The 18466-nt window shown below is 65.9% G+C and carries 18 protein-coding genes; 3 read left to right on the top strand and 15 right to left on the bottom strand.

The window, feature by feature from the left end; translation table 11 throughout:
- Positions 1 to 9: 9 nt before the first annotated feature.
- Positions 10 to 777, bottom strand: a complete 768-nt coding sequence (locus C1A13_RS00305) for a type III pantothenate kinase (protein ID WP_101548012.1) — start codon at positions 775 to 777, stop codon at positions 10 to 12.
- Complete coding sequence (locus tag C1A13_RS00300) at positions 774 to 1325, bottom strand: zinc ribbon domain-containing protein (RefSeq protein WP_101548010.1); 552 nt, start codon at positions 1323 to 1325, stop codon at positions 774 to 776. Before C1A13_RS00300 ends, C1A13_RS00305 begins: the two co-directional genes overlap by 4 nt.
- Before the next feature lie 1152 nt (positions 1326 to 2477).
- Between C1A13_RS00300 and C1A13_RS00295 the strand changes: the two genes are divergently transcribed.
- Genes C1A13_RS00295 through C1A13_RS00285 form a run of 3 tightly spaced genes read left to right on the top strand, consistent with a single transcriptional unit; the run spans position 2478 to position 5320 of the window.
- The gene (locus tag C1A13_RS00295) at positions 2478 to 3404 is read left to right on the top strand and encodes an alpha/beta hydrolase (RefSeq protein ID WP_207654167.1); all 927 of its coding nucleotides are present in this window, start codon (positions 2478 to 2480) and stop codon (positions 3402 to 3404) included.
- Positions 3386 to 4654, top strand: a complete 1269-nt coding sequence (locus C1A13_RS00290) for a hypothetical protein (protein ID WP_101548006.1) — start codon at positions 3386 to 3388, stop codon at positions 4652 to 4654. Before C1A13_RS00295 ends, C1A13_RS00290 begins: the two co-directional genes overlap by 19 nt.
- A gap of 6 nt (positions 4655 to 4660) precedes the next feature.
- Positions 4661 to 5320, top strand: a complete 660-nt coding sequence (locus tag C1A13_RS00285) for a DUF6320 domain-containing protein (RefSeq protein WP_101548004.1) — start codon at positions 4661 to 4663, stop codon at positions 5318 to 5320.
- 100 nt (positions 5321 to 5420) lie between these two features.
- Here the strand turns inward: C1A13_RS00285 and C1A13_RS00280 are convergent, their stop codons facing one another.
- From C1A13_RS00280 to C1A13_RS00220, 13 genes are all read right to left on the bottom strand, one after another.
- On the bottom strand, positions 5421 to 5897 hold the full coding sequence (locus C1A13_RS00280) for a hypothetical protein (protein WP_101547999.1): 477 nt from the start codon (positions 5895 to 5897) through the stop codon (positions 5421 to 5423).
- Positions 5894 to 7114 carry an acyl-CoA reductase gene (locus C1A13_RS00275; RefSeq protein WP_101547998.1) on the bottom strand — a complete coding sequence of 407 codons (1221 nt, stop codon included), beginning with the start codon at positions 7112 to 7114 and terminating at the stop codon, positions 5894 to 5896. The genes C1A13_RS00280 and C1A13_RS00275 overlap by 4 nt, the downstream gene beginning before the upstream one ends.
- Positions 7095 to 8174, bottom strand: a complete 1080-nt coding sequence (locus C1A13_RS00270; RefSeq protein ID WP_101548107.1) for an acyl-protein synthetase — start codon at positions 8172 to 8174, stop codon at positions 7095 to 7097. Before C1A13_RS00270 ends, C1A13_RS00275 begins: the two co-directional genes overlap by 20 nt.
- Entirely contained in the window at positions 8171 to 9580 is a 1410-nt protein-coding gene (locus C1A13_RS00265) for an AMP-binding protein (RefSeq protein ID WP_101547997.1), read from the bottom strand. Before C1A13_RS00265 ends, C1A13_RS00270 begins: the two co-directional genes overlap by 4 nt.
- A 16-nt stretch (positions 9581 to 9596) precedes the next feature.
- On the bottom strand, positions 9597 to 9836 hold the full coding sequence (locus C1A13_RS00260) for an acyl carrier protein (RefSeq protein WP_101547996.1): 240 nt from the start codon (positions 9834 to 9836) through the stop codon (positions 9597 to 9599).
- Between the two features lie 56 nt (positions 9837 to 9892).
- Positions 9893 to 11188 carry an acetyl-CoA hydrolase/transferase family protein gene (locus tag C1A13_RS00255; RefSeq protein WP_101547993.1) on the bottom strand — a complete coding sequence of 432 codons (1296 nt, stop codon included), beginning with the start codon at positions 11186 to 11188 and terminating at the stop codon, positions 9893 to 9895.
- 8 nt (positions 11189 to 11196) lie between these two features.
- Entirely contained in the window at positions 11197 to 11466 is a 270-nt protein-coding gene (locus C1A13_RS00250) for a hypothetical protein (protein WP_101547991.1), read from the bottom strand.
- Complete coding sequence (locus C1A13_RS00245) at positions 11463 to 11753, bottom strand: NifU family protein (RefSeq protein ID WP_101547987.1); 291 nt, start codon at positions 11751 to 11753, stop codon at positions 11463 to 11465. Before C1A13_RS00245 ends, C1A13_RS00250 begins: the two co-directional genes overlap by 4 nt.
- A 28-nt stretch (positions 11754 to 11781) precedes the next feature.
- On the bottom strand, positions 11782 to 13233 hold the full coding sequence (locus tag C1A13_RS00240) for a 4-hydroxyphenylacetate 3-hydroxylase family protein (RefSeq protein ID WP_101547983.1): 1452 nt from the start codon (positions 13231 to 13233) through the stop codon (positions 11782 to 11784).
- Positions 13234 to 13261: 28 nt separating this feature from the next.
- Positions 13262 to 14377, bottom strand: a complete 1116-nt coding sequence (locus tag C1A13_RS00235; protein ID WP_101547979.1) for a 4-hydroxybutyrate dehydrogenase — start codon at positions 14375 to 14377, stop codon at positions 13262 to 13264.
- Between the two features lie 116 nt (positions 14378 to 14493).
- On the bottom strand, positions 14494 to 15975 hold the full coding sequence (locus C1A13_RS00230) for a hypothetical protein (RefSeq protein ID WP_207654166.1): 1482 nt from the start codon (positions 15973 to 15975) through the stop codon (positions 14494 to 14496).
- Between the two features lie 401 nt (positions 15976 to 16376).
- The gene (locus C1A13_RS00225; protein WP_101547977.1) at positions 16377 to 17795 is read right to left on the bottom strand and encodes a sigma-54 interaction domain-containing protein; all 1419 of its coding nucleotides are present in this window, start codon (positions 17793 to 17795) and stop codon (positions 16377 to 16379) included.
- Positions 17796 to 17816: 21 nt separating this feature from the next.
- Complete coding sequence (locus C1A13_RS00220; RefSeq protein WP_101547975.1) at positions 17817 to 18431, bottom strand: hypothetical protein; 615 nt, start codon at positions 18429 to 18431, stop codon at positions 17817 to 17819.
- Positions 18432 to 18466 lie beyond the last annotated feature (35 nt).

Genomic DNA, 18466 nt, shown 5'->3' with positions numbered 1-18466 from the left:
TCTCGCGGATCAGACGCTGTTTTTGCGCCAGGCGGCATAGAGGCCGTCGATGCGCAGGGTGCTGTCGACGGTGATTTCCCGCCGGCAGAGCGGCACGACCACGTCGGCCAGCGCGCCGCACGCGACGACCGAGGCCGCCGGGCCGGCGGCCTCCTCGTACCGCGCGATCATCCCGTCGATCATGCTTGCGGCGCCCAGCAGCACGCCCGACTTCATGCTGTCGACCGTGTTGGTGCCGATGACCGGCACCGGCCCCTCGAGGCTGATGTGGGGAAGCTGCGCCGCCCGGTTGCTGAGCGCGTCGAGCGACACCTTCACCCCCGGCATGATCGAGCCGCCGATAAAGGTGCGGGAGCGGTCCACCACCGAAATTTTCGTCGCTGTTCCGAGGTCGACGATGATGGCGGGCAGCGGATAGCGGTCCATCGCGCCGATGGCCGCGGCCACGAAGTCCGCGCCGAGCTGCGCGGGATTGTCGATGCGGATGTTGAGCCCCGTCCTGATGCCCGGCCCCACCTGGAGCACCCGTTCGGCCCCGCAGAGCTGGAGGGCCGCCTTGAGCACGGGCGAAAGCGGCGGCACCACCGAGGAGATGATCGCACCCTCGAGATCCTGCTCGCTCTGGCGGTGCAGGTGGAGGATGTGGTGGAAGAGCATCGCGTATTCCACCTCGGTTTTGTCCGGCTCGGTGAGGATATGGCAGACGAAGAGGCGGTTTTTCGCCTCGTAAGCGCCGATGGAGATGTTGGTGTTGCCCACGTCGACGGAAAGGATCATATGTCCGCCTCCTCCCGCCGGTAGGCGAGGATCGCGGTGACGCAGGCCACAGTGACGAGCGCGCAGCCGACCACCAGAAGGTATGGGATCGCGGTCATGCCGTAGAAGGCCGCGCTTCCCCGGTCGAGGTAGCAGAGCAGCGTGGTCGTCAGTCCGCACATGCCGAGAAAGAGCCAGACCGCGTCAAACACCAGCGATTTGCGGTGCCCGCCGAGCAGCAGCTGCTGCACGAGATAGACGACCGGAAGGACGGTCATCGCGAGGGTGCGCAGCCACCAGGCCAGGTCGAGGGACGGGACGAGCGCCTCCGGCCCAAACCCGAAGAGCACGAGCAGCTGGAAGACGAGCGCCACGATCAGCGCGACCGCGCCGAAGGAGCCGAGCACCGTCGCGGCGGTCGCGCCCGCGCTGGGGCCCTCTTCCCCGCCGAGCTCCATGCCCGGCGCGCTGAAATAGTCCTCAAGCAGCGATTCGCCGCAGTAGCCGCACCGCCGCGCCCGCCCGCTCACCGGGCGTCCGCAGTTGGGGCAGGTCGCCATGTTCGCCATTTGCCGCACTCCTCCTCCACACGCCCGCCGCCGGGCGACGCTTCTGCCGCAATTTTATCACATCCGCCCCCTGTTTACAAGGGAAAACCGCCAGCCGTGCCCTCTGTACGCGCTTGTGAGATTTTACGCGCGGATTCCTGTTCAAACCCCTCCGCTTTGTGGTATACTGATCATAATGAGGTTGGATGTGCCGCTCAGGGAGCGGCGGAGTTTGTCGGTGGCCGACCGACGGCGGTTTTGGATTTGCCGCTCATGAAGCGGCGGAGCTGCCGGGTCCCGCCCCGGCGGGCGGCCCCATTTCTTGTACGGACAAGAAATGGGGGAAAGAAGCCGCAGGGGGCCGTGCCCCCTTGACCCCCGCGCCGCCTCCGGTTGGCCTTCGGCCAAAGTCGGCGGCGCCCCGCCACGGATGAGCGAACGAGCCTACAGCATCCCGCCAGCCGCCGCGCCGCGGGCGCAATGCCTCTGCCCGAGAGTCTCCGGAACCGTACCGGAAGTGCGCCCGGGGAGGCACGGCCGCTTTTGCGTGGCGCGCAGCGCCCACGGGGAGGCGGAAAACTGCGCGGCTACGCCGCGCACGCGCGCGGAGCGCGCGAACGCCCGGAACGGGCGTTGTTTTCCGCCGTGCGTCCCCGGCGAGCCTTCCGACAACCGGATGTTGGGCGCAGCGGTACTAGCCTTCTACCCGCGGCTGGCTGGACGTGAGCGGCGGGGGGATTCTCAAGGGGGGCGAGCTTTGCGCCCCGCTTCCTTACAAAAGATTCCGCCGTAGGCGGCTCAAAGCGGGTTCCAAAGGGCCGGCGAGGCCCTTTGAGCGGCCGTCGCGCGTAGCGCGCTCCGGGCGTAGCCCGGGCAGGCCGCTTGAAGCCCCCCTTGAGCGCCCTTCTTCCGCCGACTTCTTGGGCGCGCAAGAAGTCGGCCCGCCTGCCGGGGCGGGACCCGGCAATCCCCGCCGCCGAAGGCGGCACATCTGAAGCGCCCCGGAGGGGCGCGAAAAAAGCCTTCCGCCCCCCCGGGCGGAACATCTAAGAAGAAGCCCCGCCGGGCGCAGTGCGGCAAATCTGAAGCGCTCTGAGCAGGATATCAAAGAAGAAGCTCCGCCGCTCCCCGAGCGGCAAAAAAGGAGGAATTCCCATCGCAATCAACAAGGCCATGCGCGCCGCGCTCAAAGCCCTCTCCTATCCGGACATCGACATCCGCAAGACCTACCCGATCGAGCGGGCGCTTCGGACGGCGGCGGGCAGGCCCGTTCTCTTCTATAAGCCGTGGGACCACGTGGTGCATTACGGCGACCACGACATTCCGGTGCGCATCTTCTCCCCCGAGACGGAGGGGGAGCACGCCATCCTGCTCTTTTTCCACGGGGGCGGCTGGGTGACGGGCAACATCGACAGCTACGACAAGGTCTGCCGCAATATGGCGAAGCTGACCGACCGTTCGGTCGTGTCGGTCGATTACCGCCTCGCGCCCGAATACCGCTTCCCCGCCGCGCCCGAGGACTGCTATGCGGTCGCGCGGGAAATCTTCCTCGATCTGAGCCTCTTTGGGATGCGGGCCGACCAGATCACGCTGATCGGGGACAGCGCCGGGGCGAACCTCGCGGCGGCGGTCTCGCTGATGGCGCGCGACCGGGGGGAATTCCTGCCGCGCAGCCAGATCCTTATCTATCCCGCCACGGCGGCCGACCATACGGAAAATTCCCCCTTTCCATCGGTGCGTGAAAACGGTACCGACTATCTGTTGACCTCCAAGCGCATCTGCGAATATATGGAGCTCTACCAGAGCGGCCCGGAGGACTGTGAAAACCCCTATTTTGCGCCGCTGGCGGCGGAGGACTTCTCCAACCAGCCGCAGACCCTCATCCTCACGGCCGAATACGACCCGCTGCGGGACGAGGGGGAGGCGTACGGCGAGGCCCTCAAGCGCGCGGGCGTCCCGGTGGAGATGCACCGCATCCCCGACGCGCTCCACGGCTTTTTCTCCCTGCCGCCCCGCTTCGCGCAGGTGCAGAAGGCCTACGGTTACATCAACCGCTTTTTAGACGAGGTGAGCCATCCGGCATGTCAAGACAATCCTTAAAATGGAGCCGCCTGGACAACGCGGCCAAAATATTCCCCTCGACGAGCAGCAAGCAGGACCCCAAGGTCTTCCGCTTTGCCTGCGAGCTCTGCGAGCCGGTCGATCCGGAGGTCCTCCGGCGCGCGCTCGGCCGCACCCTTGAAAAGTTCCCGCCGTTTCGTTCGGTGCTGCGGCGGGGGCTCTTCTGGTATTTCCTCGAGCAGAGCGATCTTGTGCCCGAGGTGTCGGAGGAAAGCAGTCCCCCCTGCTCCCCCCTCTATAACCCGCGGCGGCGGGGGCTGCTCTTCGCGGTCACCTATTACCGCTGCCGCATCAACCTGGAGGTCTACCACGCGCTGACCGACGGTTCGGGCGCGCTGCAATTTTTGCGCGCGCTCGTCTATGACTACCTGCTGCTGCGCCATCCGGACGCCTTTACGCACAGCCCGTCCGCGCTCGACTTCGACGCCTCCCGCTCGGAACGGGAGGACGACAGCTTCCGCAAGCACTACGTCCCGGAGCGGAAGGGCCGCGGGGAAAAGGCCCCGCGCGCCTACCACATGAAGGGCGCGCTGCTGCCGGGGGGCCGCATCCGGGTCGTGGAGGGGTCGCTGCCCGTCGGGGCGGCCGCCGCCAAGGCGAAGGAGCTGGGGGTGAGCATGACCGTCTTTTTGACGGCGGTGCTGCTTACCGCCGTCGCGGGCGAGATGCCCGCGCGGGAACGCAGCCGCCGGCCGGTCGTGGCCGCGGTGCCCGTCAACCTGCGCAATTACTTCGAGTCGGAGTCGGTCCGCAACTTCTTCGGGGTCTTTACCGCCGGGTACCACTTCCAGAACGGCTGGGCCTTTGACGAGGTGCTCGCCGCGGTGAAGGCGTCCTTCGCGCGGGAACTCACCGCCGACCGGCTCGCCCGCCGCATGAACCGGCTGGCCGCGCTCGAACATAACCCCGTCATCCGCGTGATGCCGCTGGCGGTCAAGGACCCGGTGCTGCGGCTGTCCGGCTGGATCGCCGCGCGCGGGGAGACGACCTCCCTTTCCAACCTCGGGCGGATCACGATGCCCTCCGCCTGCGCGCCCTTCATCCGCGCCTTTGACGTGTTCATCAGCGCGCGGCGGCTCCAGATGTGCATGTGCTCCTACGGGGACCGGCTCATGCTGAGCCTCACCTCCCCCTTTTTGAGCACCGACGTGCCCAAGCGCTTCTTCCGGATCCTCACCGGCATGGGGCTGCCGGTCGAGATCAGTTCCAATCCCGTCAGCGAGGAGTGAGCTTCCATGCGTTACTGTGAAAAATGCCGGGTCACGGTCCGCGACAGCCGGGAGGACTGCCCGCTCTGCCAGGGGCCCCTCTCGGGCGAGCCGGAGCCCTGCGTCTTCCCCAGCCTGCCCGACGATCACCCGCCCTACCACCTGCTCATCCGCGGCATGGTCTTCCTGTCGATCGCGGCGGTGGTCATCTGCTTTGCCATCAACGCGATCGTCCCCTCCAGCTCGTGGTGGGCCCTCTTTGTCGCGGCGGGCATCGCCTGCATGTGGGTCTGCCTCTGGTCGGTCATCCGCCAGCGCAACAACATCCCCAAGAACATCCTCTGGCTCGTCTTCTGGCTGTCGCTGCTCGCCGTGCTCTGGGACGTTTTTACCGGCTGGCACCGCTGGTCGCTCAACTACGTCGTCCCCAGCCTCTGCGTCTTTGCCATGGCCGGGATGGCCGTGATCGCCCGCGTGCTCCATCTGCGCGTCGAGGATTTCTTCATCTACCTGATCATCGACGGGCTGTTCGGCGTCATCCCCATCCTGTTTCTGCTCTTCCGGTGGGTCACCGTCGTCTACCCCTCGGTCGTCTGCGTCGCCTGCAGCCTGCTTTCGCTCGCCGCGATCCTCTCCTTTGAGGGGGAACGCATGCGCGCGGAATGGAAAAAACGGATGCACCTGTAAGCCGCCCGCGGGGCGCCGGACAAGGAAAAGGCCGCCCAAATGGGCGGCCTTTTTCCTTGCAGGAAGACACATGGCTGTGAGGTTGGTCAAATGGAAGGCGTCAGCAGCAGCCGACCAGCCGGTCCTTAAAGCCCGGCCGCTTGCGCAGCGTCCTGGTGATCTCGCAGAAGAAGAGGACGGTCTCCTTTTCCGGTTCCTCCGCTCCGCGCATGCACACGCTGCGGCAGAGGAAGACGGTGTCCGCCTCCTCGCAGTAGGGGGTCTCCCCCTCCCGGGCGGCGGTCAGGCCGACCGCGTCGAGCGTCCCGTATCTGGCGAGGGCGTTGAGGCTGTCCCGGAAGGCGGGGGTGTCAAAAAAGCTGATCGAGCAGGGCTTGCCCGCCTCGAGCAGCGCGCACACCCGCGAATCCCGCGGCAGGAAGAGGAAGGCGCACGGCCTGCCCGCGAAGACGCCGAACGCCCCCTGCGGGGCGGAAACGGCGTCGCCGTTTTCCCCGGCGGCGATGACCGCCGGATTGTCGGGGAGGGTGAAGGGGTTCTGCTCCAGTTCGCGGGGCTTCTTATCGTAAAATTTCATGTGGGGTCCTCCTTTACAGATGCTTCGCACACGGCGGCGCGGGAGAGCCTGCGGATGAGGTCCACCCCGTCCCACGTGAGGGAAAATTCCAGCGCGCGTCCGATCGGGACCATCCGGTCCGCTCCCCTGGGGCGGTGCGTCTGCAGGAAGGCATGAAAGGCTTCCCGCTTTACACCGTAGTGGGTGACCGTCTGGCACTTTTCGCCGCAGACGGGAAGGAGCGCGCCAAGGGAAGCCGCCGCCGTCTCGAGGAAGAAGCCGCCGCCCGGATGGAGTTCCATCGCGGCGGGCGTGAGCGCGGGCAGCTCCACCCGCACAAGCAGGTTCCCCCTCGTGAGCAGCCGCGCGCCGGGGCAGTCCGCCGCGATGCGGCAGAACGCCTCCCGCTTCGCGACGGCGAGCGCGGCGGGCCAGTCGTATTCCGTAGCCGCGATCGCCTCGACGCGTGGCCAGAAGTCCGCCCGGGCCTCCCCTTCCCGCTCCCCGAGCCATAATACCGCACGCGGGGCGGCGCAGGAGCGCTGGTCGTTCAAATAGGTGTCGTTGTAGAAGTCCCGGGCGAGCGCGTCCCGGTCCGCGTGGGCGAGGTAGGCGCCGCTATCGATGACGCAGGCGGACCAGCGGTCGGCAAAGCAGATCTCCGCCGCGCGCGGCTTCAGCGGGAAGGCGCGCACCCGCCTGACCGTCTCGTCCCCGCCCCAGATGATCCGCGCGTCGCAGAGGGCGGAAAGCGCCTCGGTGAGGCCGCTTTCGCGCGGATAGCGCAGGCAGGCGGCGTAGGGCCGCAGGTCGGAAAACGCGCCGGCGAGAAGCTCCTCCAGCGCGGCGCAGACGAGCGCCGCCTGCGGGAAGGGCTCGGAGGGCAGCCGCACCGCGTTCGCGTTGCCCGCAAGCAGCCCGGCCGCCAGCGAATAGGCGAAGTTGAGGGGCACGTTGCCCGGCGCGATGTGGAACGCCATTCCCCTCCCCAGGCGGAATTCCCCGTCAAGGTAGGGCTTTCGGCGCTCCTCCATGGCCGCGCGCCGGCACCAGAAGGCGAGCGCGGCGAGATCGGGAAACCGCCGGACATCCGGGCGGGAGAGCAGCGCCTTCGAGAGCGCGTCGAAGAGGTCGAGGACGCGGGGCGAAAAGGGTTCGAGCGGCGGCGTCCCGGGCATCGCCGCAAGCGCCGCCGCGTCCCCCACAAGGAACGCCGCGTCAGCCGTGTTCAGCTGCATAGGTATCGCTGCACCCCCTCAGTTCGGCGGCTTTCAGCCGTCCGAGCACCGCAAAATATTTGCCCCGCCGCCCGCAGGGGCAGCCGTCCTCCCCGAGCAGCACCCCCCGGTCCTCGGTGAGCAGGCTGTGCCCCGGGTAGGATTCCGGCAGGATCGACTGCACCTGCAAAATCCCCTCCTCCCCCGTTTCGCAGAGGGAGAAGTCGGACGCGCGGCGCACAAACAGGTCGGAAAAGGCGCTCACATGCAGGTGTCCCCGCTCGCACGCCATGAAGATCGACCCGGTCTGTTCCGCCATGCCGTAGTAGTCGTGCGCCCGGCGCAGCCCGAACCCCTCCGCCAGCCGGCGGCGGAATTCCCCCGGGCCGACCGCGCGGTCGGCGAGCGTCTTCCAGCCGCCGCCGTGGATCAGCACGCCGTTTTGGAAGTCCCAGGCGCGGCCGCTTGCCGCGAGCGCCTCGAAGAACTGCCAGACGAGAAAGGTAAAGCCGAAGAGCAGAAACGGTTTCCCGCCATATGTTTCGAGGAACGCGGACACCGCGTCAAGGTCGGGGCGCATGTCGTCCCCAAGCGCCCACGTCCGGCCGCGCCCGAAGCTGGCGAACCCCGCCACCCCCGCCGCGCGCGCCGTGAACCGGCCGCCGCGCAGCACCGACGGGCAGTCGATCACGAGCATCGGCAGGCGGTCGGGCCCGATGAAGTCGGAAACGATCGCCGCCAGCGCGCGGCGCTGGCCGTCGGCGGTCGGCCCGTCGAGATAAATTTTCGAGGGGACCTGCCCCGAGGTCCCCGACGAGGTCACGACCCGCGCCACCTCCCCGGGCGGCACGCTGCAAAGCTCGAGGGTCTTGAAGAGCCCCACCGGCAGGAATGGAAACTCCTCCGGCGCGCGCGCCGACGCGGGATCGAAGCCGAGCGCGCCGAGGATGTTCCGATAGGGCGGACACCGCCTCCGGTGGGAGGCGGTCAGATCGGCGAGCGCCTCTGTAAAGCATTTTTCCTTTTCATCCGGTGCGAGCCCAAAGGGCGGGTCCTCCCACAGCCGGTCCGCCGCGCTCACGGCGCCTCCTCCAGCTCGCGGTAGAGGATTTTGCCCGCGCCGCTGCGCGGGATCTCCCGCACATACCGCGCGCTGACCGCCCGCCGCCGCACCCCCAGAAGCTCCGCGAGCCGGTCCGCCGCCCGCGCGGGCAGCGCGGGGTCGGTCAGGCAGACGCAGAGCGCGTCGTCCTTCCCGAAGCAGGCGCAGTCCACGCCGGGAAACTGCTCCTTCACGAGCCGTTCGCACCCGTCGAGGCTCACCCGGCTTCCGAAGAGCTTGATAAACCGCTTTTTGCGCCCCACGATCGTATAGAAGCCCTCCTCGTCACGGGCGGCCATGTCGCCGGTCAGCAGCACGCCCCGCCGCTCGTCCCCCTTCGCGAGGTCGGCGGCGCACTCGGCGTAACCCATCGTCACGTTGTCCCCCTCGTAGCGAAGCTCCCCCACCTCGCCGGGCGAATCGATCGCGGCGCCGTCCACGTCGAGCAGGGTGAACCTCCCGCCGGGGATCGCGATCCCCATGCAGCCGCGCTTTTCAAGCGCGCGCTCCCAGGGCAGGTAGCCCATCCGCGCGGTCGCCTCGGTCTGCCCGTACATGACGTAGAACCGCTTGCCATGCGCGTCGGCATAGCGCGCGCAGGTCTCGTGCAGCTCGGGCGGCAGCTTGCCGCCCGCCTGGGTGAAATAGCGCAGGCTCGGCAGCTCCATGCCGAAGAAGCCGACCCGCTTCAAAATTTCATAGGTGTAGGGCACGCCGCCGAAGCTCGTCGCCTCCCGCTCCCGGAAGAGCGCCCAGAATTCCGGCTCCACGACGCTGCGCCCGGTCAGGATGAGCGACGCGCCCGCCAGCAGGTGGCTCTGGACGATCGAAAGGCCGTAGGTGTAGTTCATCGGCAGCGTCGTGATCGCGCGCTCCTCCTCCCCGATTTCGAGGTAGCGGACGATCGCGCGCGCGTTCGATTCGATGTTGCGGCGGCTCTGGCGCACGAGCTTGGGGCTGCCCGTCGACCCCGAGGTCGTCAGCAGCAGCGCGAGGTCGGGGTGCATGGCGGGCGGGGCCTCCCCCCTCCCGAGCAGCGCGTAGCCCTCGAGCGAAAGGAGGCGCTTTGTCCTGGGGAAGCCCCCGGCCATCCGCTCGGGCAGCCAGAGGAAGCCGGGCCGGTAGGTCTCCAGCAGGCCGTCGAGCAGCTCCCGGTGCATTCCCGCGTCGAGCAGCAGCGGCACCGCGCCGCCCGACAGGAACCCCGCGTAGCCGCAGAGCGCCCCATAGCTGTTTTCGCAGAGCGAAAAGACGAGCGGCCGCCCCGGCGTACACGCCGCGACGCGGGCCGCGTCGGCGCACAGCCGCCCGTAGGAGTAGACCTCTCCCCCCTCCCCGTAGGCCGCGGGGCGGATGGGGGGCCTTTCGTCAATCCCAAAGATCATGGCGCGCCCTCCTTTTTCAGAATGTGACGCCGTATTTCCCCAGAATCTCCTTGCCCCGCTCGTAGGTGTTGAGCGCCATTACGTCGGGGGAGGAGATCGAGATGTCGAACGCCTCCTCGAGCCGGACGACCAGGTCCATATGCCCGACCGAATCCCAGTTCTCGTTACGCCGGTAGACGAGCGATTCGCCCAGCTCCTCTTTTTTGACGCCGAGCGCCTGCACAAAGGCCCGGTCGTATTTCTCCAGATTGGTCATGGGTGTTTGCCTCCCCTTTTAAAAAAGCCCGTATGGCCTGCATACGGGCTTTTTTCTCAGAATTTGCAGTGGAACCGGCGTTCGTACTCCTCGATGAGCTCCGGCCGCGCGTCGGGATGCGCCACCCCGATCAGCTCGCGGGCCCGCTCCCGCAGGGTCTTGCGCTTGAGCTGCGCGATGCCCTGCTCGGTGACGACATAGTCCACGTCGTACCGCGAGGTCGTGACCGCCGCGCCGTGGTCGATGAAGGAGACCACCTTGGACACGCCGCCCTTGGCGGTCGAGGGCATCGCCATGATCGTGCGGCCGCCCCGGGACATGTTCGCGCCGCGCACGAAGTCCACCTGGCCGCCGACGCCCGAGATCTGCTTGAGGCCCACCGAGGTGGAGACCACCTGCCCCATCAGGTCCACCTGCACGCAGGAGTTGATCGAGACGAGGTTGTCGTTCTGGCAGATGACGCGCGGGTCGTTGACGTAGTCGACCGGCAGCATCTCGACCTCGGGGTTGTTGTCCACGTAGTCGTAGAGGCGCCGGGTGCCCATCAGGAAGGTGGCGACGCTGCGGCCCCTGTGGATGTTCTTGCATTTATTGGTGATGACGCCCGCCTCGACGAGCTCGACCACGCCGTCGGAGAACATCTCCGAGTGGATGCCGAGGTCGTTTTTCTCCTTGAGGAAGAGCAGCACCGCGTCGGGGATCGCGCCGATGCCGAGCTGGAGGCAGTCGCCGTCCCGCACGAGGGAGGCCACGTTCTCGCCGATCGCGCGCTCCACGTCGGTGATCTTCGGCGGAGCCAGCTCGATGACGGGGGTGTCCGCCTCGATGATGCAGTCGATGTCCTTCACGTGGATGAAGCTGTCGCCCAGCGTGCGGGGCATGTTCCGGTTGATCTGCGCGATCACGAGGTCGGCGCACTCGGCCGCGGGCTTGGTGTAATCGACCGAGATGCCGTAGCTGCAATAGCCGTGCTCATCCGGCGGGGAGAGCTGGAGCAGGACGACGTTCGGATGCAGGCGGGTGCGGAAGAGGTCGGGGATCTCCGAGAAGAAGACCGGGGTGAAGTCCCCCCTGCCCTCCGCGATCGCCTTGCGGGTGGTGCCGCCGAGGAAAAGGCTGTTGTGCCGGAAATTCCCGGCATATTCGGGCTGGCAGTACTCCGCCTTGCCCATGGCCACCATGTGGACGATCTCCACATCGCGGTAGGCGGACGCGTTTCTCACCATCGCGTCGGAGAGGAGGGTCGACTCGCCCGTCGCGTGGGTCACGACGACACGATCGCCCGATTTGATCCGCTTCACCGCCTCGTCCGCCGTGGTGAGCTTCTGCCTGTAAAGTTCCTTCCAATCCATGGTGTGTGTCACTCCTTATCACTCTGCGCCGCGAGCAGCGGGCGCAGGAGCCTGTCGTAGTCGGCGGGGCTCGTCAGCACGACGGCGCCCAGCCGCGCGGTAAGCCCGGCGCGTGACGCGCACGCGGCCGGGCACCCGCAGATGATCGCGGCCACGTCCGCCGGTTCCTCCGCGCGGACGATCCGCACGCCGGGGAAATCGGCGCGCAGCCGCTCTGCCAATTCGGTTCGTTCGTAGCGCGGGTTGCAGCCCCCGCAGTATTTCACCGCGACGGTCATCCGTGCCTGCGCGCCAGCAGCTCCCGCGCCTCGGCCAGAAGCCCGTCGCTCACGCCGCCCAGAAGCAGCACCTGGCTGACCTCCGGGACCTGGGCGCGCACCTCCTCCGCCACGAGCATCTGCGCCGTCAGCGACGCCGAGGGGCAGCCGGCGCACTGCCCGATGAGGCGCACGCGCAGCACGCCCTCCCCGTCGCAGTCCACCAGCTCGATGTCCCCCTGGTGCAGCGCCAATTGCGGGCGCACCCGTTCGTCAAGGACCCGTTCGATCCTGTTTACAAGCTCCATACGCCGTTCCCCCAGCATGACCGGTCCATTATTCGGTGATATGGGCGATCTTCTTCGCCAGCTTCTTCTTCATCGCGAGGTTGCCCTGGCGCGAAATCATGATGCGCTGCGCCTGCGGCGAGCCCGCGCCGTGCATCGACTCGGTGCGGTAGCCGACGGCCGCCGTGCCGAGCGAGAGGTTCTCGATGAGCCGCAGGATGCGCAGGCGGTTCTCGGTCGAAACGTCCGCCACGCCGCGCAGGTATTTGTCCACATAGGGTCCGAGCTTACCGTCGCGGAAGTCCGCCTCGCTGGGCGCGGTGACCATGAGCCCGCCCGCGATGTCCTCCGCCAGCCGCACGATCTCATAGGGGAAGCGGGTGACGTTCTGCTTGCAGACGTTGGCGAGCAGCAGGTCGATGATATAGTTGCCGCTCTCGGTCGGGTGGCCCTCGGCCGAGCAGGCGATGCCGCAGCAGTAGAGGGTCTCGTTGAGGTGGGTCATCTCGATGAGCTTATCCTTGATGTGGCTGGCGCGCGCCGCGCCGTTGTAGTCGGCCGCGACCGCCGCCGCGCCGATGAGCACGTCGCCCACGCCGACCTTGCAGCCGCCGTAGCTCTGGCGGTGGTAGCCCGCGAACCGCTCGACGAGCATGCCCGCGTACTCCGCCTCGCCGCACATGAAGATGCGGTCGTTGGGGACGAAGACGTTGTCGAACACGACGAGCGCCTCGACGCCGCCGAACTCGGCGTTGCCGACGTCCATCTCGCTGCCCTCCCGCTTACGGGTGTCGCAGCTCTGGCGGCCGATGACCATGAAGATGCCCTTGGTGTCCACCGGCACCGCGAAGGAAACCGCGTAGTCGCTGTCGTCCGGGCCCATCGAGCAGGTCGGCATGACGATGACTTCGTGGGAGTTGATGATGCCCGTCTGGTGGGCCTTGGCGCCGCGCACGACGATGCCGTCCGGACGGCGCTCGACGATGTGCAGGTACATGTCGGGATCGGCCTGCGCGTGCGGCGCAAGCCCGCGGTCGCCCTTCGGGTCGGTCATCGCGCCGTCCACCGTCAGGTCGTTCTCCTGGCAGTAGAACATGAAGTTCTTGAAGTTCTCGAAATAGTGGGTGCCGTACTTCTGGTCCATCTCATAGGTGGTGGAGTACTCGGCGTTGAACGCGTCCATACCCACGCAGCGCTGGAAGCAGGCCGCGGTCTGCTGGCCGAGCAGACGCTGCATCTTGACCTTCTTAATGAGGTCCTCGGTGCTGCGGTGGATGTGGGTGAAGCGGTTGATGCGCTTGCCCGTCTCGGGGGATACCGCCGTCATGATGTCCTCATACTCGGGCATCTGCGCAAGATCGTAGGTCATGCGCACCGAGTTGAGGGAGGGGCGCAGGATGGGGTCGTCCACCGGATTCTCCACCCGTTTGCCGAACATGTAGATCTCCATATTGAGTTTGCGGATACTCTCGATATATTCTTCGCCCGTCATGAGTGCCATTGCCCTAGTTCCTCCCTTTTTTCAAAGCTCAATAAAGCTCCCCGTAAATTTTGCGAACCCGTTCCGCGTCGAGCGGCACGAAGTTGTTGCCCATCAGGCGGCCCTGCGTGGTCATGACTGCTTCGGTGAAGGTGTCGAGGTCCTGCACCGTCACGCCGTACTCATGCAGCGCCTTCTTGGGCAGCACCTGGTTTAAGAGCTCCTCGAGCTTGTCGTACACCTCGCCCACGCCGCAGCCGAGCAGGTCCGCCAGGTAGCCGTTCATCACCGCGATCTCGCCGTCCTGCTTGATCTCCATGTAGTTTTTCAGCACGCCGGTGAACATCGCGTAGTTGCTCTCGCCGTGGGGGACGTGGTAGGTGCCGCCGAGCGGATAGCTCATCGCGTGCACCGCGGCGCAGCCGGCGGTCCCGAACGCGAGGCCCGCGTAGTTGGAGGCGATCAGGAAGTCCTCCATCAGGCCGCCGAGGACCTCGCGGCCCTCCTTCACCAGCTTCTGGTAGCTGCGGATGATCATCTCGATCGCCTTGTAGCCGAAGAGCTTGGTGTAGGCGGTCGCCTTGGGCGACAGGCTCGACTCGACCGCGTGCACGAGCGCGTCGATCGAGCTGGTGGCGAACACGCCGAACGGCAGGCTGCTCAGGAGCTCGGGCACAAGCACCGCCGCGTCCGCGAACATCTTCTCGCTCGCCAGGCCCATCTTGGTGCCGATGCGGGTGCGGTTGATGATCGAAATATTGGTGACCTCGCTGCCCGTGCCGCAGGTCGTCGGGACGATGACCAGCTCATGGCGCTTTTCGAGGTTCGCGACGTTGTCGTACAGCGCGTCGACGGGGCCGCCGTCCGAAACCGCCAGCACCTTCGCGATGTCGATGACCGTGCCGCCGCCGATCGCGATGATCCGCTTGCAGCCCGTCTTCACCGCGTCCGCCGCGATCGCGTCGACCATGACGTCGGTCGGCTCGCCGGCGCCGTATTTCTCCTGGAAGATCGTATGTACCGGCAGGTTCAGCTTCCCGAAGTAGGGGTTGAAGATGTACTCGTTTGTGAGCACGAGGTCGTTTTCGCCCAGCTTGAACGCCTCCGCGAATTCCGCGCAGCTTGCGAACTTGTGCAGCTCCGGTTTCACGATAATCAATTTCATACTTGTGCGCTCCTTTTCCATTTTACGGATAACGAGGGAAAACAGAGCCGATCTTTTCAGTTCAGCCCTGTTTTCCCGTGTGGCCGACGAAAGATGCGGTATCCCGTTAAGGGATGTTACGCCGCCGTAGCCTTTCTGTTTTTGAAGCGGACGACCGACTCGCTGCCTTCGACGACAGCCCAGACGATGATGCCGACGAGAAGCGCCTGCGCGGGGGTGAAGAAGGTCAGCGCCGCGGCGATGACGCAGGCGATGCCGCGCTCGTTGGCGGTGGTGGCCATACGCATGCCGATGTTGCCGCAGGCGAAGCACTGGACCGCCATCGTGATGCCGAAGAAGATGGCGAACGCCGGCTTGATGAGGGTGACGAGCGGCAGGATCATAACCGCGATCACAGTGGACGCGCGGAAGGTGCAGACGCCGCCCCAGTATGTACGCATGGTCTTGTAGCCGCGTTTGTAGCGCTCGGTGATGGTCAGCAGGCCGGAAGCCCACAGCGGGCCGCACATCGGGACCCAGGGGGCGAACACGGACATGATGCCGTTACGCAGGAAGCTGACGAGGTTGGAACGGCCGGCGTCGAAGATGACGACTTCGTCCGGACGGGCCGCCGTGGCCTCCGCGACGACCTCTTTCGCGAGGACGAAGTCGGAGAACGCGATGATGTAGGTGGTCAGCGCCGACGGAATCGCCGCAAGGAAGAAGCTCATCTCGGGGAAGCCGATTCCGAAGATGGTGAAGTGCTCCATCACGAAGCCGAAGCTGAGCGGGGTGAGTCCCCACTGGATCTGGGGCATCGGAATTTCACGCAGCAGGATGGGCGCCAGGATGATCGCGAAGAGCTGTGCCGGGACGACGCCCTGGTTACGAACCAGCCTCCAGAAGTTCGAGGTCCTTGCCTTGCGCTCGAAGGAGGGGTTGAACAGGAACAGGTAGGACAGCAGGCAGGCGATCGCGACCGTCCAGGGGGCTGCGGGCATACGGGCCTGGAAGACGTTGACGCCCGCCGTGATGCCGGCGCCGAGCACGATGCCCGCTTTGATGGACATCGGGACGCATTCCACCAGTTTCCGGCCGATGCCGGTCGCGCCCATGATCAGGAAGCAGAGGGCGACAAGCATTTGCAGCGCAATCATTGCCTTAATTCGATCGACGTTGCCGGTGGCGTAGTCGGGGATGCTCCACTGCTCGAGGAACTTCAGCGTCAGCGGAAGCGCCGGGGTGATCCAGCCGGGGACCACGGGGTCGCCCAGCAGGGAGGGCAGGTAGTAGCAGACCGCGTTGAGAACGCCGAAGGTCAGCGCCATCAGGAACGCGCCGTTCTCGGTGAGGCCCAGGGCGGCGATGTTCGCCGGCTCGTTGAGGCCGAAGGTGGTCATCGTGGTGGTGACGCCCGCGCCCAGGCAGGCGACGCCGAGGAACATGGCGGCGGCACACTCGGTCCACTGCCACTCGTGGTGGATCAGGGGAATACGGATTTTGAACGGGCCAAACTTGATTCCGGGCTGTTCCTCACCATAGCCGCGTTTTTTAAGCGGGAACTTTTCGGTCATGAAGCCCTCTGGGACAACGTTGGTCTTCTCAGTTGTCTCGGTCACTGACAATCTCCTCCTTTTGTCTCTTTCGGGTCGCCGCCGGGCCGGTGCGCGCGTTTCCGGCCCCGGGCGCCCAACATTGGACACAAAACAGCCTCGCACAATCTTGCCGCTGTGCGCCTGTCTTTTCACGCTTATTATATCGGCTTTGAACCCGAAAGTAAATAAAAAAAGTCCTGTTTATGAAAAGATTGTGAATGTTGTTTTATTTTTAACACGTTATTTTATGCATTTTTGTTGTGCGTTTTTAACAAAGAATTGTGGCAATTATCGTCTGATATATATGAAAATCCCCCAGTCCGTTGCAATTTAGCAACAGATTGGGGGATTTCGCAGGGGGAAACAAGCCCTATTTCCCGGAAATTTTGTTGCAAAAACGAAACATCAATCAAAACTGCAACAATTCATTGCGCGTCCCGCTTGCGCCTGCGGACGAAGGTGGAGGGGTCGAGTCCCAGGCTTTTGGCCGCGTCCCGGACGTTGCCGAACCGCGCGTAGGCCCGGTCGAGGTAGCTGCGCTCCACCTGCCGCAGGATCGCGCGCAGGTCGACCGGCTCGGTCAGCTCGGCCAGGTCCTCCTCCTCCAGCCGGATCTCGTCCGAGATCGGAAGGTCCTCCAGCTCGATCGGGTTGCGCCCGCTGAGCACGATCGTCCGTTCGACGACGTTGTGCAGCTCCCGCACGTTGCCCGGCCAGTCGTAGCTCTTGAGCCCGAGCAGCGCGGTCTGGGAGAACTTCTTCTTCATATTGTATTTCTTGTTGAGCTCCGACGCGAAGAACTGCACGAAGGGGATGATGTCCTCCCGCCGCCTGCGCAGCGGCGGCACCTCGACCGGAAGGGCGTTGAGGCAGTAGTAGAACTCCTCCTGCAGCTTCTTTTCGGCGGTCAGCTGCTCGAGGTCGTGGGAGGTCGACGCGAGCACGCGCGCGTCGACCCGGACCGGGTCGGGCGAGCCCACCCGGGTGATCGTCTTTTCGTGGATGAGGCGGCAGACCTTCATCTGGATGTCGGGGGGCAGCTCGCCCACCTCGTTCAAAAAGATCGTGCCGCCGCTGCCCGTCTCGAAGAGGCCGGGGCGCACCTCGCCGTCGCGCGCGACCCCGAAGAGCTCCTCGTTCATCGTCTCGGGCGGGATCGCCCCGCAGCTCACGGTGACGAACTTCCCCTTCTTGCGGGCGGACTTGGAGTGGATGTATTTGGCGACCGTGCTTTTGCCGACCCCGCGCTCCCCCACGATGAGCACCGTCGCGTCGAGCGGCGCGAGCTTGTCCGCCGTGCGGATCGTCGCGATCGTCGCCGCGTCGACGGCGATCAGGTCCGGGCGGCTGCCCAGCCGGCGGCGCATCGCCTCCAGCTCGTCCCGGTACTGCTTGGACTGCGCCCAGCTCTCCTCGAGCTGGCCCTTGAGGGCGTACATCTCGGTGACGTCGCGCACGTTGGTGACGACCATCACGATGTTGTTGTCCTGGTCGAAGGTCGGTGTCGAGGTGATGATCGCGCGCCGGCCCGTCTTGAAGGTCTGCTCGAGCGTCACCGAGGTGCCCGCCTCGATCGCGAGCAGGGTGCCCGAGCGGGAGATGACCCCCGTCGTCTCGAGGGTGCGCATGTCCTTGCCGAGCACCTCCTCGCGGCGCAGGCCGCTGATCGCCTCGTAGCTCTTGTTGATCATGAGGGTCACCGCGCTGCCGTCGGTGATGTAGATGCCGTCGAAGGAGGATTCGATGATCGCCTCGAGCCGGTCGCGCTCCATGAGGATGTCGCGCGGGTCGTCCCCCTCGGGGCGGTGCGATGGGATCAGATAGGTTTTTTCCCGCCGTGACAAGCCGGTCTCCTCCCCTCTGTGCTATCTGCCGCGGGCGGGGCGCTTTTTCTCCCGCTCGGCCGCCTCGCGCGCCGCGAGGTCGTAGTGCTTGCTGAGGCCGGAGAACTGCTCCCCCGCCCCGCCGGTGATCCGGCGCAGCAGGACCATGCGGTCGTCCCCCTGGTCGCGGAGGAAGCTGTCGAACGCCTGCTTGTCCGCCGCGGTGCGGATGTTTTCCAGATGCTCGCTCGCCGTCAGAAAGGTGCGCGCCTTGTGGAACAGGGCGGCGATCGGCTCGCGGAACTGGCTGTTCATCCGGCGGTGCCTGCCGCAGCGGTTCTCGATCTCGAGCATCGCGTCCATCATCTCGTCGTAGAGCTTGACCACCTTGCCGCCGCTCGCGCGCTCGATGACCGTGCGGATCGCCTCCGGCTGCTCCCCGAGCGGGAGCGGGCGCACCGCGTCCCCCTCCCCGCGCTCGACCGCGAGCTCCGCGGCGGGCGGCCGCGCGGAGACGTGGTTGGAGATCTTTACGTAGGCGAACGCGAACCTGTCCACCGCTTCGCGCAGGCCGTGCTGCTGCTTTCTGCTGAAATAGAAGCAGAGGACGATCGCCGCGATCATGACGATATAGCCGATCCGGATGAAAATTTCCATGCTGTATCCCCTCAAATCAATTCGTCGTTGGGCCC

This window comes from Anaerotruncus massiliensis (ex Togo et al. 2026) (assembly GCF_900199635.1).
GTDB lineage: Bacteria > Bacillota > Clostridia > Oscillospirales > Ruminococcaceae > Anaerotruncus > Anaerotruncus massiliensis.
Note: the sequence above shows the minus strand (reverse complement) of the source record. Positions and strands in the feature narration are given on the sequence as shown.

What these genes read in the sequence shown, in the direction of transcription:
- C1A13_RS00255 (WP_101547993.1), bottom strand. Translation starts at nt 11,188, where the DNA reads ATGGATTGGAAGGAACTTTACAGGCAGAAGCTCACCACGGCGGACGAG.
- C1A13_RS00260 (WP_101547996.1), bottom strand. Translation starts at nt 9,836, where the DNA reads ATGACCAATCTGGAGAAATACGACCGGGCCTTTGTGCAGGCGCTCGGC.
- C1A13_RS00275 (WP_101547998.1), bottom strand. Translation starts at nt 7,114, where the DNA reads ATGCAGCTGAACACGGCTGACGCGGCGTTCCTTGTGGGGGACGCGGCG.
- C1A13_RS00290 (WP_101548006.1), top strand. Translation starts at nt 3,386, where the DNA reads ATGTCAAGACAATCCTTAAAATGGAGCCGCCTGGACAACGCGGCCAAA.
- C1A13_RS00235 (WP_101547979.1), bottom strand. Translation starts at nt 14,377, where the DNA reads ATGAAATTGATTATCGTGAAACCGGAGCTGCACAAGTTCGCAAGCTGC.
- C1A13_RS00295 (WP_207654167.1), top strand. Translation starts at nt 2,478, where the DNA reads ATGCGCGCCGCGCTCAAAGCCCTCTCCTATCCGGACATCGACATCCGC.
- C1A13_RS00285 (WP_101548004.1), top strand. Translation starts at nt 4,661, where the DNA reads ATGCGTTACTGTGAAAAATGCCGGGTCACGGTCCGCGACAGCCGGGAG.
- C1A13_RS00250 (WP_101547991.1), bottom strand. Translation starts at nt 11,466, where the DNA reads ATGACCGTCGCGGTGAAATACTGCGGGGGCTGCAACCCGCGCTACGAA.
- C1A13_RS00240 (WP_101547983.1), bottom strand. Translation starts at nt 13,233, where the DNA reads ATGGCACTCATGACGGGCGAAGAATATATCGAGAGTATCCGCAAACTC.
- C1A13_RS00265 (WP_101547997.1), bottom strand. Translation starts at nt 9,580, where the DNA reads ATGATCTTTGGGATTGACGAAAGGCCCCCCATCCGCCCCGCGGCCTAC.
- C1A13_RS00280 (WP_101547999.1), bottom strand. Translation starts at nt 5,897, where the DNA reads ATGAAATTTTACGATAAGAAGCCCCGCGAACTGGAGCAGAACCCCTTC.
- C1A13_RS00300 (WP_101548010.1), bottom strand. Translation starts at nt 1,325, where the DNA reads ATGGCGAACATGGCGACCTGCCCCAACTGCGGACGCCCGGTGAGCGGG.
- C1A13_RS00220 (WP_101547975.1), bottom strand. Translation starts at nt 18,431, where the DNA reads ATGGAAATTTTCATCCGGATCGGCTATATCGTCATGATCGCGGCGATC.
- C1A13_RS00305 (WP_101548012.1), bottom strand. Translation starts at nt 777, where the DNA reads ATGATCCTTTCCGTCGACGTGGGCAACACCAACATCTCCATCGGCGCT.
- C1A13_RS00245 (WP_101547987.1), bottom strand. Translation starts at nt 11,753, where the DNA reads ATGGAGCTTGTAAACAGGATCGAACGGGTCCTTGACGAACGGGTGCGC.